The 15,819-nt window shown below is 34.0% G+C and carries 11 protein-coding genes; 6 read left to right on the top strand and 5 right to left on the bottom strand.

What is annotated here, in order from left to right; translation table 11 throughout:
• Positions 1–25: 25 nt before the first annotated feature.
• The 5 genes from BD847_RS09865 to BD847_RS09885 all read right to left on the bottom strand — a co-directional run bounded on the left by BD847_RS09865 (position 26) and on the right by BD847_RS09885 (position 7,896).
• Positions 26–2,140: a glycoside hydrolase family 97 protein gene (locus tag BD847_RS09865; protein ID WP_115888099.1), complete on the bottom strand. Its 2,115-nt coding sequence runs from the start codon at positions 2,138–2,140 to the stop codon at positions 26–28.
• A 28-nt stretch (positions 2,141–2,168) separates the two neighbouring features.
• On the bottom strand, positions 2,169–4,472 hold the full coding sequence (locus tag BD847_RS09870) for a glycoside hydrolase family 65 protein (protein WP_115888100.1): 2,304 nt from the start codon (positions 4,470–4,472) through the stop codon (positions 2,169–2,171).
• A gap of 45 nt (positions 4,473–4,517) precedes the next feature.
• A complete protein-coding gene (gene pgmB, locus BD847_RS09875) occupies positions 4,518–5,177 on the bottom strand; it encodes a beta-phosphoglucomutase (RefSeq protein WP_115888101.1) in 660 nt (219 codons plus the stop codon).
• A complete protein-coding gene (locus BD847_RS09880; protein ID WP_115888102.1) occupies positions 5,170–6,687 on the bottom strand; it encodes an MFS transporter in 1,518 nt (505 codons plus the stop codon). Before BD847_RS09880 ends, pgmB begins: the two co-directional genes overlap by 8 nt.
• A gap of 177 nt (positions 6,688–6,864) precedes the next feature.
• Positions 6,865–7,896 (bottom strand): LacI family DNA-binding transcriptional regulator, encoded by a 1,032-nt coding sequence (locus tag BD847_RS09885; protein ID WP_026726869.1) that lies wholly within the window; start codon positions 7,894–7,896, stop codon positions 6,865–6,867.
• 235 nt (positions 7,897–8,131) lie between these two features.
• On the opposite strand from BD847_RS09885, the gene BD847_RS09890 reads away from it, so the two are divergent.
• From BD847_RS09890 to BD847_RS09915, 6 genes are all read left to right on the top strand, one after another.
• A complete protein-coding gene (locus BD847_RS09890) occupies positions 8,132–11,113 on the top strand; it encodes a SusC/RagA family TonB-linked outer membrane protein (protein WP_115888103.1) in 2,982 nt (993 codons plus the stop codon).
• Between the two features lie 37 nt (positions 11,114–11,150).
• Entirely contained in the window at positions 11,151–12,758 is a 1,608-nt protein-coding gene (locus BD847_RS09895) for a RagB/SusD family nutrient uptake outer membrane protein (RefSeq protein WP_115888353.1), read from the top strand.
• A 24-nt stretch (positions 12,759–12,782) separates the two neighbouring features.
• Entirely contained in the window at positions 12,783–13,598 is an 816-nt protein-coding gene (locus tag BD847_RS09900; RefSeq protein WP_115888104.1) for a SusE domain-containing protein, read from the top strand.
• Positions 13,599–14,063: 465 nt separating this feature from the next.
• Entirely contained in the window at positions 14,064–14,264 is a 201-nt protein-coding gene (locus BD847_RS09905) for a hypothetical protein (protein ID WP_115888105.1), read from the top strand.
• A 94-nt stretch (positions 14,265–14,358) separates the two neighbouring features.
• On the top strand, positions 14,359–14,559 hold the full coding sequence (locus tag BD847_RS09910; RefSeq protein ID WP_115888106.1) for a hypothetical protein: 201 nt from the start codon (positions 14,359–14,361) through the stop codon (positions 14,557–14,559).
• Positions 14,560–14,649: 90 nt separating this feature from the next.
• Entirely contained in the window at positions 14,650–15,819 is a 1,170-nt protein-coding gene (locus tag BD847_RS09915; RefSeq protein ID WP_115888107.1) for a DUF6625 family protein, read from the top strand.

Genomic DNA, 15,819 nt, shown 5'->3' on the forward strand with positions numbered 1-15,819 from the left:
TACATTTCTTATATGGTTAATTAAATTATTTTGTTTCAATAATGCTTATCGCATAACCTCCTCCTGGAGCAGAAAACTGAGATAATTTTGATTTATTCGTTACAGCAATTTTCTTGATAGTATAAGCTTGCGGATTCGTTTTGTAATGCGCATCTTTTGCATCAGCGTAAATTGTTGCAGTGTATTTTTTGCCTTTTTCAAGGAAACTGAAATCGATGTTAGATGTACGAGAAGTTTCTCCGTTTACATTTCCAACAAACCAGTTGTTTGTTCCTTTTGCTTTACGGGCAACTGTAATAAAATCTCCCGGCTCAGCTTCAATATATTTACTTTCTGACCAATCTACAGCCACATCTTTAATGAATTGGAATGCATCTGGAAAACGGTTGTAGTTCTCTGGAGTATCTGCCGCCATTTGTAATGGGCTGTACATTGTAACGTATAAAGCTAATTGATTACAGATTGTGCTATTTACATGCGATTTGTTGTCCGGATTCATTTTGCTGATATCCATTTCGAAGATTCCAGGCGTGTAATCCATTGGACCACCAATTAAACGTGTAAATGGCAATACAGTAACGTGATTAGGTTTAGAACCTCCAAAAGCTTGGTATTCTGTTCCTCTTGCAGCCTCGTTTCCAATTAAGTTAGGATACGTTCTAGCAATTCCTGTTGGGCGAACTGCTTCGTGAGCGTTCACCATAATTTTATAATCAGCTGCTTTTTCGATAGCGTATTGATAATGATTTACAATCCATTGGCTGTAATGATTTTCACCTCTTGGTAAAATATCACCTACGTAACCGCTTTTTACAGCATCGTATCCATTATCGTTCATGAATTTGTAAGCAGCATCCATGTGGCGCTCGTAGTTACGAACAGATCCTGAAGTTTCGTGGTGCATGATGATTTTTACACCTTTAGATTTTGCATATTCATGAAGTCCTTTTACATCAAAATCTGGGTAAGGCGTTAAGAAATCAAAAACATAATCTTTAGAATGTCCAAACCAGTCTTCCCAGCCTTCGTTCCAACCTTCAACCAAAACAGCATCGAAACCATTTGCCGCAGCAAAATCAATGTATTTTTTTACGTTAGCATTGTTTGCTCCGTGTGTTCCACTTGGTTTTGCTTTTGAAAAATCAGAAACGCCCAATTGAACTGTTGGGAAATCATTTGTGTACGACCAAGAGCTTTTTCCTGTAATCATTTCCCACCAAACACCAACGTATTTTACTGGTTTAATCCAAGAAGTATTTTCAATTTTTGAAGGATCGTTTAAGTTGTAAGTCATTTTTGAAGCCAAAATTTCTCTAGCATCATCGCTTACCATAATTGTTCTCCACGGAGAATGGCTTGGTGCTTGCATATAACCTTTATCACCTTTTGCATCAGGCGTTAACCAAGATTCGAAAACCAAGTTTTTATCGTCTAAATTCAAGTGCATACAAGAATAGTTGATCAAAGCTGCTTCGTGCAAGTTGATGTAGATTCCGTCAGCAGTTTTTAACATCAAAGAAGTCTGAACTCCTGTTGGTGAAAAAGATTTTTGAGAAACGTTTGCTGTGTATGCTTTTTGAGATAAACCTCTAATTTCAGATAATTTAGATTTTGTATAATCGTATTCCTGAGTGTCATAATCTCCTGGAATCCAGAAAGCAGTATGATCTCCAGTCATTGCAAATTGAGATCTTTCTTCTTTAATTACAAAATAAGTAAGATTCTTTTGTGCTGGGAATTCATATCTAAATCCAAGTCCGTCCTCGAATAAACGGAAACGGATAATGATTTGTCTGTCCGTTCCTTTTTGGTTTAAAGTAACAGCCAATTCATTGTAATGATTTCTGATGTGATCTACTTCTCCCCAAACTGGTTTCCAAGTTTCATCAAAAGTCGAAGTTTTAGTATCAACAACTGTAAAGTCATTCAATAAAGATTTTTTGTCATCTTTAAGTTCAAGACCAAGTTTACTTGTTTTTACAACTTCTTTGTTTTTGTATTTTAAATTGTACGTTGGAGTTCCGTCGTTTTGCAGAGAAAATTCCATTACGAACTTTCCTTCGGGTGATTTTAATTGTTGTGCTTCTGCAATTGAGCTAAAAGCAAACAAGATTAAACTTGCGAAAAATAAGTTTTTCATGTTTTTTAGTTTTTAAGGGTATTGTGATTTAATTTATTTGTACAAATTTACTTGCAATTATAGGCTTTCCGTTAACAATAATTGTTAAATCTTTTTCGCCATCGACAGTAAATGTTGTTTCGTTGTGATCTACAGCTACTTTTAAAATTTGATTTCTGAAATTGATTTTAAAAGAATAACCATTCCATTCTTTCGGAATTTTTGGAAAGAAATGAAGCTGGTCATTTTTAACACGCATTCCACCAAAACCTTCTACAATACTCATCCAAGTTCCGGCCATTGAGGTAATATGACAACCTTCTTCCACTTCTTTGTTATAATCATCTAAATCCAGACGAGAAGTTCTTAAATAGAAAGTATAAGCCATGTCCATTTTATCTAAAGCTGCAGCTTGAATCGAGTGTACGCAAGGCGAAAGCGAACTTTCATGAACCGTAAATGATTCATAGAATTCGAAATTGCGTTTTAATTCTTCTTTCGAAAAATGATCTTCGAAGAAATAAAAACCTTGTAAAACGTCTGCTTGTTTGATATATGGCGAACGTAAAACACGATCCCAAGACCATTTTTGGTTAATTGGACGCTGTGATTTGTCTAAATCTTTTACCGGAACTAAATCTTTGTCTAAGAAACCGTCTTGCTGTAAGTAGATTCCAAGTTCTTTTGAAATTGGGAAATACATATCATCAGCCACTTTTTTCCATTCCTGAATTTCATTCGCCGAAAGGCTAACTTTTTCTAAAATGCGTTTGTGGTCTGCAGGATATTCTGAAGCAACTTTTTCGATTTGTTCTGCTGCAAAATCAATACACCATTTCGCAATATAATTGGTGTAGAAATTATTGTTGATGTTGTTTTCGTATTCGTTTGGACCTGTAACTCCCAAAATAACATACTGATTTTTATCTTTTGAGAAAGAAGCTCTTTGGTGCCAGAAACGCGCAATTCCGATTAAAACTTCTAATCCTTTTTCAGGAATATAAGAGTAATCTCCAGTATAACGGTAATAGTTGTAAATCGCAAAAGCAATCGCACCATTTCTGTGGATTTCTTCGTGTGTGATTTCCCATTCGTTGTGACACTCTTCACCATTCATGGTAACCATTGGGTACAATGCAGCACCGTCTTTGAAACCTAAATTATCTTTAGCATTTTCAATCGCTTTGTCTAATTGATTGTAACGGTACGTCAATAAATTACGCGCAACCTGCTGATCTTTTGTCGCCATGTAAAACGGAATACAATACGCTTCAGTATCCCAATAAGTAGATCCGCCGTATTTTTCTCCGGTGAAACCTTTTGGTCCAATATTCAAACGAGAATCTTTTCCTGAATACGTTTGGTTTAATTGGAAGATGTTGAAACGAATTCCTTGTTGAGCTTTTACATCACCTTCGATTGTGATATCTGACATTTCCCAGATTTTTGCCCAAGCTTCAATTTGATTTTGAAGAAGTGCGTCATAACCTAAAGCAACTGCCGATTTGATTACTTTTTCGGCTCCAGCCAAAGTGTTTTCATGGTTTAAAGAAACCGTATATCCACCAATTTTTTGAATTGATGAGGTTTGTCCTTTTGCAATAATAGTTCCGTATGTGTACTGAACTTTATCTGTTGTTGAATCGATTGTTGATGGCGAAACGTTGATGTTTTCTCCGTTTGCCAAAATCGTATTGTGCATGAAAGTCGTAACTTTAAAATGCGTTTTAAACGTTTGAGCCGTAACAAAAGCTTCATTTGTACCTTTTTTAACTTCAAGCGGTTCCCAGAATTTTTCTTCCCAGTTCGCATCTTCATTGGTTACACCAGCGTCAACGTAAGGTTTGTAAACGATTTTTGCATCTTTATTTAAAGGTGTAATATCGTATTTAATGATTCCCGATTCGTCTAAATCTAATGAAAGAAAACGACGAACATTAACTGAAATTTCAGTTCCGTTTTTTAGAATTGCTTCAAAAGAACGATTGTACCAACCTTCTTTCATATTCAATTCTCTGCGGAAGTTTCTAACTTCGGTACACGTATTTAAATCAAGATTTTCTTCGTTGATTTCAATGTCAATTCCAATCCAGTTTGGAGCGTTAAGTACTTTGGCAAAATATTTCGGATAACCGTTTTTCCACCAGCCCACTTTTGTTTTGTCTGGATAATAAATTCCGGCAATGTAACTTCCTTGAAAAGTTTCTGCAGAATATGTTTCTTCAAAATTGGCGCGTTGTCCCATAGCACCGTTTCCGATACTAAAAAGACTTTCAGACGATTTGACCCTTTCAGCATCAAATCCTTCTTCTATAATTGACCAGTTATCTGGCTTTATATAATCTTGGTTCATTTGTCTTTACAGTGTTTTTCGTGATTGATTGATTTATGATTGATTTTACTTTGTGATTAATGATTCGATAAAGTTTTCATCCATTACAGTGAAATCTTTAAAAATGAAATCAGCCTCATGCAAAATTGTTTCCTCACCAATTCCCACACTTACCATTTCTGCAATATTTGCTGCCTGAATTCCGGCAACAGAGTCTTCAAATACAATTGAATTTTTTGGATCAATGTTTAATAATTGAGCCGCTTTTAAGAAAACTTCAGGATCTGGTTTTGCATTGGTAACGTCATTTCCGTCAACAATAACATCGAAGTAAGACAGAATCCCTGTTTTTTCTAGAATTGGTCTTGCATTTTTACTGGCAGAGCCCAATGCAATTCCTTGGTTTTTATCTTTTAATAGTTTTAGAATTTTTAAAACTCCTGGAAGAACCTCACTTTCATCCATGTCAACTAAATAAGATAGATAATCTTCATTTTTTTGAATCAGCCATTTGTCTTTGTCTTCTTGAGAAGCCTGAACATTGCCTAATCCAAGTATAATATCTAGAGAACGAACTCGGCTTACACCTTTTAAAAGTTCGTTGTCTTCAAGCGTAAAATTTATATTTAATGATTTGGCAATTTTCTGCCAAGCTAAAAAGTGGTATTTAGCGGTATCAACGATCACTCCATCAAGATCGAAGATGAATGCTTTTTTATTATTCATGGATTTCAATTTTAGTTTTACTATTTACTCTCAGCGTCAATAATCCTGCGAAAATCATTGATACACCTCCAATTATTAGAGCATAAATAGGTTCATTATTAAAGAATTGTTTAATTACAAATCCTAATATCGTAGCAGCTACAATTTGTGGAATTACGACGAAAAAATTAAAAACGCCCATATAATATCCCATTTTAGCTGCAGGCAAAGCTCCAGATAACATAGCATAAGGCATTGATAAAATACTTGCCCAAGCGATACCAACTCCCAACATTGGAAGGATAAGCAGCTGTTTATCACCAATAAAATAAATTGAAATTAAACCAACACCTCCAGCACATAATGCTAATAAATGTGTTGCTCTAACGCCTACTTTTTTTGCAATAACTGGTAATAAGAAAGCTACGGCTGCCGCAACTCCGTTATAAACTGTAAATAAAACAGAAACCCAGTCGGCAGCATCATTGTATACTTTTGAAGTGGTGTCTGTAGTGCCAAAAATGTGTTGTGTAACAGCTTGTGTGGTATAAATCCACATAGAAAATAAGGCAAACCAAGAGAAAAACTGAACCCAAGCCAATTTTTGCATTGTTCTTGGCATGTTCAATAAATCGGTCATGATGATGGTAAAGCCATTCTGAACTTTTTTAGTTCGTAATTGTGATGCAATTACAAATAAAACGCCCATAAAAATCAAGCCTACAAAAAGAATATATAGCTCTTTAGCAAGGCTGTTTTCGAAAATTAAAAATGAAATTAATCCTCCAATACCAGCAAACAATACTCCTAAAAGCAATTGTTTTTTTGTAGAAACTCCAGATTCGGTCTCTGAAACAGTACTGTCTTCAACATCTTTTTTGCTGTTAGCTTCGAATGCATGAAGTTCTTCTGGAGTATATTCGGTTGTTTTGAAAACAGTCCATAAAACAGAAAGCAGAAAAACAATTCCGCCAATATAGAACGACCATTTTACGGCATCCGGAATAATTCCTTTTGGAGCAACATTGCTAACATCAAAGACATTTGTGAAAAGATAGGGTAGAACAGAACCTACAACGGCGCCTGTACCAATGAAAAAACTCTGCATCACAAAACCTAATGCACGCTGTTCGTCTGGCAAATTATCGCCTACAAACGCGCGAAACGGTTCCATTGAAACATTTATCGACGCATCCATTATCCATAAAGTTCCAGCAGCAATCCATAAAGTAGGAGAGTTGGGCATAATGAATAATGCAATTGAAGACAAAATAGCTCCAATTAAAAAATAGGGGCGACGTCTTCCTAAACGAGTCCAGGTTCTGTCACTGAAATAACCAATAACGGGCTGAATAATTAAACCAGAAACAGGCGCAGCAATCCACAAAATTGGGATTTCATCTATTTTAGCACCAAGGGTTTCAAAAATTCTTGAAGTATTTGCGTTTTGCAGTGCAAAACCAAATTGTATTCCTAAGAAACCGAAACTCATGTTCCAAATTTCCCAGAAACTTAATTTACGCTTTTCCATTATCGTAATTTGAAAAAATTATACGATAAGCGCTTTGCTTATCAAAACTTACTGTTTTTTTCGAAGTAAAAGTAAAAGCCTTGACGGGCGTAAAAGTATTAATTATTTTTTTATTTATGCTAATAAAAAAGCCATAAATATTTTTTATGGCTTTAGAATAGGTTGATTTTAAGAAATTTAGTCAGTAGATTCTCTTTTTATTAAATGAGTTTCAATAACCTCAGTAGTGTAATTTTCGTTTTCGTCTTCATCTTCGTCATGTTCGGCTTCTAGTCTTTCAATAAGCATTTTGGCTGCTTTGTTACCCATTTTTTCACCGCTTTGACTTACCGTTGTAATACTTGGAGTGGAGTATTTTGAGATAATTCCATCAGTGAAAGCAATTACAGCCAAATCTTCAGGAATTTTTAATCCCATTTTTGAAGCCGTTTTGATAATTGTCACGGCAAAAAGCTCATTTACGGCAAAGACAGCATCAAAAGCACGGTCATGTAAAAGTTCAGAAATAGTAATTTCGCAAGTATCAACATCTTCAATTTTAATAATTAAATCTTCATTGAAAGGGATTCCGTTGTCTAAAAGCGCTTTTTCGTAACCGTCGGTTCTTAGTTTTCCGACACTTACATAATCTACTGTGGTTACCAATGCAATCTTTTTTCTTCCATTATCAATCAAGCTTTGAACCGCTTCATACGCAGCAGCTTTATCATCAATAATAACTTTGTCACATAAAATATCATTGGTAACACGGTCAAACATAACAACCGGCATTCCTTGATTGATGACTTCTGTAATATGATGAAAATCGCCTTTGAATTGTGTTTCTTTAGAAAGTGACATGATAAAACCATCGATACTTCCGTTGGCTAACATTTCCATATTCAAAACCTCTTTATCGAAAGAATCATCTGATAAACAAATCACAACACTATAGCCGTGTTCATTGGCTACTTGCTCAATTCCGTTGATTACGGTAGAGAAAAAATGATGTACAATTTCCGGAATGATAATACCAATACTTTTGGTTTTTCGGTTTTTTAAACTAAGAGCAATATTGTTAGGCTTATAGTTGTAAAACTTGGCAAAAGCTTGCACTTTTAAACGCGTTTCTTCACCTATTTCAAGACTGTTTCTAAGTGATTTTGAGACAGTTGAAATAGATACGTCAAGTTCTTTTGCTATCTGTTTTAAGGTTATTTTACGTTTCATGGTGTTTTTTGGAAAAAATCTAATTGATAATAAAGATGGTTAATATTTTTGGTATTGACAATTTTTGACTTAAAAGATTACAAAAAATAGAAAGTTTTCAACACTACCACGTTTTCGTAAACCAATAAAAATTGCCTCTTGTTGAGCGTGTTAATAAATTCATAATTTTGAAATTCGAAGTAAAATTAAAAACTTAACTAACAATCAAAAACTCAAACTAATTTAAACAAAAAGTATGAAAACAATTTACAAAAAGTTGTTATTTTTATTCCTATTGTTGCCATTTACTGTGTTAGCTCAAAGCACATTAAGTGGGACTGTTGTTGATAAAGCAACAGGACAGCCAATACCAGGAGTAAACGTAAATGTTCAAGGTGCTCCGGGTGGGACATCAACAGGATTTGATGGTAATTACCAATTATCTAATGTAAAAAACGGTAACAAGATTTCTGTTTCTTTTATTGGATACGTAACCCAAATCCTTGATTATAATGGACAAAAAACAATAAATGTTTCTTTAGAAGAAGATACAAATCAGCTTAAAGAAGTTGTAGTACAAGTAGGTTACGGTACTGTTAAGAAGAAAGACGCAACAGGATCTGTTTCTCAAATTTCTGCTAAAGAATTTAATAAAGGAATTAACGTAACTCCAGAAACTTTAATCAGCGGACGTATTGCCGGTGTTAATGTTGTTGGAGGAGGAGCTCCTGGAGCAAAAGCTGATATTAGAATTCGTGGAGGATCTTCATTAAGTGCTTCAAATGAACCATTAATTGTTATTGATGGACTTCCTATGAGTAATGCGGTTCCAAGTGGTTCTACAAGTATTTTGTCTACAATCGATCCTAATGATATCGAGTCGTTTACTGTTTTGAAAGATGCATCTGCAGCAGCAATTTACGGTTCTCGTGCTGCAAATGGTGTAATTGTAATTACAACTAAAAAAGGAACAAAAGGTGGCGTGAAAGTTAACTTTAGTTCTCAGGTTGGTATCAATACAGTTGCTAATACAGTAGACGTTTTAAATGCAGATCAATATCGTGCTCTTGTAAATGAAAAAGGTACCGCAGCTCAAAAAGCTTTATTAGGTACAGCAAATACAAATTGGCAAGATGAAATTTTTCATACTGCTTTAACAACCAACAATAATATATCTGTAAGCGGTGCTTTATTCAAAAAATTACCGGTACGTTTATCTGTTGGAAATGTAGATAATCCTGGGATCTTAAGAAATACTTCTTTTGAAAGAACTACGACATCGTTATCGTTAAACCCGGTTTTGTTTGATAACCACTTGAAAATTGACATTACAGGAAATTTATCTTTTGGAAAAAACCAATTCCAAAACGAAGGTGCGGTTGTAAGTTCTGCTATTACATTTGATCCAACACAATCAGTTTATGATGCAGGTTCTCGATATGGTGGTTACTTCGAATGGTTGGAAGGAAATGGTAATGTACCATTATTGCCAGCAAGAAACCCTGTTGCGAGATTAAATCAGGAAGACAGAAGAGCAACTTCTACAAGAAAATGGGGTAATATTAGATTAGATTATAAATTTCACTTTTTTGAAGATTTAAGAATCGTTGCTGAGGCAGGTATCGATAAATTTGATAGTGATGGTTATAATGCAATTAGTACTGAAAGTATTTTAGGATACCAGCCTAATCCTTTTGATAAAGGTAACTGGGTAAATTACGGAGGTTATACTCATTATACAGACAATCGTCAGAACAAAAACTTAAATACATACTTTAATTATACTAAAGATATTGGTAAGTTTAAAATTGATGCTACTGCAGGTTACAACTATCAGTTGTTTCAACGTGAAGGGTTTAACTCGGGAGATGTTAGACAACCAAATCCACCTGCTGACGTTACTACTGATCCGGACATTAACTTACAATCTTATTTTGGACGTGTTAATTTAGGATATGACAGTAGATATTTATTAACTGTTAATTACAGAAGAGACGGAACTTCACGTTTCTCTAAAGAAAACAGATGGGGTAATTTTGCTGGAGGTGCATTCGCATGGAATTTAGCAGAAGAAGCATTCTTAAAAGATAATTCTACATTATCTAGTTTGAAATTAAGAGTTGGTTACGGAACTACAGGACAACAAGATATTCCACCTGCATATGATTTCTTAAGAAGAGTTACATTTGGTACACTTAATACACAATATGTATTTAATGGTGTAGTATACAGAGCTGCAAAACCGGAAGGTTATAATGAGGATATTAAATGGGAAGATTTAGCCGAGATGAACTTAGGAGTTGATTTTGGATTCTTTAATGAGAGATTAACAGGTACTATTAACTATTTTGATAAAAAATCTAGTGATCTTTTGGCAGATATTCCTGTTCCTGATGGAGCAAATATTCGTAACCAAGGATATAGCAATATTGGAAGTGTTAGAACTAAAGGGGTTGAGTTTAGTCTTCAATCAGATATCATTAAAACTGATAAATTAACATGGAATCTTGCTGGTAACGTAACGTATATTGATCAAAAAATATCTGATTTAGGAGTTACAGTTCCTGGATTCCAAGGATATATTACAGGAGATGTAATTGCGGGAGGTACAGGTAACCAGGTTCTTATTCACTCTGAAGGTTTTGCACCAAATTCATTTTTTGTTTTTGAACAATTGTATGATGCTAACAAAAGACCAATTCAAGGAGCTTATGCAGACAGAAATGGTGACGGAGCAATTACAGACGCGGATCGTTACAAATTCCATAAGCCAACAGCTGATTATCTTTTCGGATTGTATTCTACTTTGAATTATAAAAAATTCGATTTTACAATGAACTGGAGAGCTAGTTTAGGAAATTATATTTTCGACAACGTAAGTTCAGATAAAGGTTATGTACAATCAGGTTTAAGAAGAGATAGTGATATTTCTAATATTACTACAGATTACTACAATACAGGATTTACAACTGAAAGTAACTCAAATGGTACACAACGTAATTATTCTAACTATTTTGTTAAAGATGCTTCATTTATCAAGTTAGATAATATTGTACTTGGATACACTTTTGATAAAACATTATTAAAAGCAGCTTCATTGAGATTTACTGCAGGAGTTCAAAACGTATTGGTATTCACGAAATACGACGGTTTAGATCCAGAGAAGTTCAACGGTATTGACAATAACGTTTATCCAAGAGCCAGAACATTCTTGTTTGGAGTAAATGCGAATTTCTAGTAGTACATTGAAAAACAAAATTTTAAAAATAAACAAAATGAAAATATCATTTAAATATATATCTTATTTTCTCCTATTCATTTTAGGATTAAATATGACACTTACGTCTTGTACAGGTGACTTAGACGTGACACCAACGGATGATGATGAGTTTCTTTCTGAAACCTTTTTTCAGGATCCGGCATCGTACAAACAAGTAATGGCGAAATTATATGCAGGTTTGTATGTAGGAGGTAATGATGGTGATGGACAAGCTGATATCGCTGGTCTTGGAGGAGATTTTAGTAGTTATTTACGACTAATGTTTGTTACTCAGGAATTCCCAACAGATGAGGCAATTGTGGCTTGGTCTGATGATGGTTTACCTGCAATAAATGGGCAAAAATGGAGTCCGAGTAACCAGTTTTTGTACGGAATTTTTTCTAGAGCATTTTATGAAATTAGTGTTGCGAATGAATTTTTAAGACAAACTACAGATGAGAAATTAGCATCAAGAGGTGTTGACGCTAATTTGAAAGCTGAAGTTACCACTTTAAGAGCTGAAGCACGTTTTTTAAGAGCTTTCTCTTATGTTAACTTGATGGATTTATTTGGAAATGTGCCTATCACAACTGAAAATGATCCGGTAGGTTTCTTTTATCCAGAACAAAAAACAAGAGCAGAAGTTTTTGCATTTGTAGAGTCTGAATTGAAAGATATTGATAATACTTTGGCGCCTTCAAAAACTAATGAATATGGAAGAGTTGATAAAACTGCTGCTAAATTTTTGCTTGCTCAGATTTATTTAAATTCTAAAGTATATACAGGAACAGAAAGATTTAATGAAGCTGCTGTTGTATGTAATGACATTATTACTGCTTCAGGATATACATTTGCAGAGGTTCCATACCGTTATTTGTTTTCTGCAGATAACAACAGAAACGGAGCACAAAGTGAAGTTATTTTCCCAATTGTTGGCGATGGAAATGCAATTAGAGCAATCGGTGGAGGTATGAGTTTTATTTTGCACGCATCTATTGGAGGAAAAATGGCAGGAGCAGATCAAGGAATGGACGGTGGTTGGTCAGGTATCAGAGTAAGACCAGAATTTGTTCAGTTATTTCCTGATGTAAATGCAGTTTCTGATAAAAGAGGTACTTTCTTTACAGATGGACAAACTTTAGATATCGCTGATTATGGAGTATTTACTAATGGTTATGCAGTTAGAAAGTTTACAAACATAAATTCTGATGGCTCTGCTGCACAACGAGCTGATATGCCAGACACAGATTTCCCAATGTACAGATTGTCAGATGTATATTTAATGTATGCTGAGGCAACTCTAAGAGGAGCTTCTTCAGGTGATGCAGCAAAAGCTTTAGGTTATGTAAATAAAATTAGAGCTAGAGCTGGAGCAGGTATTATTACAAGTTCTGAATTAACATTAGATTTTCTTTTAGATGAAAGAGCAAGAGAATTGTTTTGGGAATGTCACAGAAGAACAGATTTGATTCGTTTTGGAAAATTCTCAGGATCTTCTAAAGTATGGCAATGGAAAGGTGGCGTTAAAAATGGTAGCGGTACAGAATCTTTCAGAGATTTGATGCCTATCCCGTCACGTACTATTCAAGCAAACCCAACTTTAAAACAAAACCCAGGATACTAACTAACCATATAAAAAATAAATAAAATGAAAAACATATATAAAATTTTAATCGCATTCATTGGTGTTTTAGCAGTGTCATGTAATGCTGATGATGTAGAAGATAGACCAGTAATTGAGCCTGTTACAGCTCCGGTATTACTTAGCCCTCAAAGTGACTTTAACATTGTTCTTACAAAAGAAAATGAGAAAGAGGTTGCAACAACTGTAATTTGGGATGATGCAAAATATGATGGAACGCAGACAGTTGTAAATTATACAATTGAAATTGCAAAAGCAGGTACTGAATTTGCTGCTCCTTTTGCAGTAACTACAACTACATCTCGTTACAGAGCTTTGACAGTTGCTGAGTTAAATGCAGCTTTAATTAATGCCGGTTTTCCTTCAAAAGAAGAAAGTAGTGTTGATATTCGTATCAAATCTACAGTTGGAACAGGGGCTGAATCACAATTTTCTAATTTCTATACTATTAAAGCAACTCCTTATCATACTCCATTAGCAACTTCACACTGGTTAGTGGGTGCTGCTACTCCAGGAGGATGGACTTGGGATGGTGATGCAGAAACTGAATTCCCATTAGTTGTTGGGAAAACAGATGTTTACCAAGTAACTATTGTTCTTAAAAGCGGAGAAGCATTTAGAGAATTCTTAGGAAACAACTTTACAAGTAATGGTAACTGGGATGCAAGTCATAATTATACTTTCTATTCATCAAACGGTTATACTATCGATGATGAATTAGTAAATGCTGGTGATGGTGATAGTAACTTTAAGTATACTGGACCAACAGGACCAAGAGTTTTAACAATTGACAATGGTGCTAAAAAGATCACATTAGATTAATTTTTAGTAGTAAATAATTCGAAAGGGCTGTCGTAAGACAGCCCTTTTTTTATGCAAAATTTTAAACTGCACCGATAAGCTATAAATAATTAAGCTAATTGTTTATTCTGTATTATTAATGTATTTATTTTTTAAACTGTTAATTTTTTAACCAATTTTTTATTGTAATTATTATTTATTAACACTATAACGTTATAGTGTGTTCTGAAGAAAAACCACTGTTAAACGGTAAGATATTTTTTATATTTTTAAGAAGTCAATAGCATTTTTACTGCTAAAAAATGCCTAGTTTTTTTATTTATTTATCTGATTAGTTTGTAGTTGCAAATGCAAATCAAAAGATTTTTAAATACAGGTTGCGCAACCTAAGACCGAACCTGAAATTGATGTCACTAAAAGATGATTTTAAAAACAAAAAGCGGAAGCCGAAAAGCTTATGAGTAGGCTGGTTTAACTTATCAAACAATGAAAAAAATTAGTTTGAAGAATATCTTCGAAGGAATGAAAAGAGAAGAAATGCGCATGATACAAGGTGGCTGCGGATGCGGAGCGGGTCTTGGCCATTCTTGTATTCCAAATAGTCCAGTCTTTAATTGTGCTGCACCACTAAAATGTATTCCTAAACCATTATTTCCAGGAGATACATTTACAGCTGTTTGTTCCTAAGTTATTAATTTAAATTAAAAATCTGTTAAACAACCAAAAAGCGGAAGTCGAAAAGCTAATGAGTAGACATACTAAAATTTAAAAATTTATTACAATGAAAAAGATTAGTTTAAAAAATATTACTGAAGGATTAAAAAGAGACGAAATGAGAATGATTCAGGGAGGTTCAGGATGCGGATCGCCGGCAGGAAGTTTTTGTTATTTGAACCACGGAATATTTAATTGCGCACCAGCTTTAAAATGTGTTCCTAAACCACAATATCCAGGTGATCCTTACACTGGAATCTGCTACTAGGCTTAATCTAAAGCTTAATTGAGTTAGAGTTTTATTAAAGACTATACTATAAAATAACATTATAGTATAGTCTGTTTTTTAATCGATGAAATGAATAAAATAGTTCTGTTAAATTGTTATTTAGGAAAACTGCCTTGGTATTTTGATTTTTTTCTAAAATCCTGTGCGACCAATCCAAGTGTTGATTTTATTATTTTTTCTAATGATGAAAAAGTAAGAGAGATTCCGAAAAATGTAAAAATGATAAAATTTTCGTTGGAAAAGTTTAATCAGTTGGCTTCAGAGAAACTTAATCTCGATATAAAGATTACCAATGCATATAAAATTTGTGATTTTAAACCTGCCTTCGGAGTTATTTTTCAAAGCGAAATCGAAAACTATGATTTTTGGGGTGTCTGCGATATAGATCTGGTTTTCGGTAGAATTAGAGAATTCATGACCGAAGAGTTATTGAACGAATTTGATGTGATTTCGGTAAAAGACTCTTTTCCGTCCGGTTATTTTTTGCTTTTTAGAAATAATGATACAATCAATCAGCTTTTTAAAAAAAGCAAAGACTACGAATTCATCTTTACATCCAACGAGAATTATTGCTTTGACGAATGTGGCGGAGCCTATGACGAAGTAATTTCAGGAATAAATATTCTCGATGTGCCAACAAAAACGGAAAGTATTCATCATGTTTTGGTTCGGGAACAAAATACTATCAGAGTACATTTTGATTTGTTTATTATCGAAGGTACACCGGGAAATATAAAATGGGACGATGGAATTTTAAGTTACAAAAACGAATATGAAGTGCTGCTTTATCATTTTAGCAGTTATAAGAATAATGTTTTTTCGAAAACGAAAAATTGGCAAAAAATACCCCGGTCTTATTTTATAGATAAATACAATATTAGAAAATATACCAATTGGGGACTCAGTGCTAAATGGACAGATACAATCAATCCAAATCTCAAAAAGAAGCTTTTTGAAATTGATATGTTCTGGTCAAAATTTTTGAGTTCAGGATGGATTCAAAATTTAGATAAAGGTCAGTATTCCTATATGAACAGGTTTATTTTTATTGATGCAAATAGAAATGAACAATGTTATCTGAGATATGAAAATTCTGAAAATCAGTTTGAGTTAATAAAAATGATGTTTCATAAGAGATATTTTTTTAATCGGATCACCAAACAATATTATAAAAACGAAAAAAACGGTTTCTCTGAGGTATTGCCTGATGGGAATTTAATTAAATACTCCAAATCATAA

Origin of the sequence: Flavobacterium cutihirudinis (assembly GCF_003385895.1) — a bacterium.
Taxonomy (GTDB): Bacteria; Bacteroidota; Bacteroidia; order Flavobacteriales; family Flavobacteriaceae; genus Flavobacterium; species Flavobacterium cutihirudinis.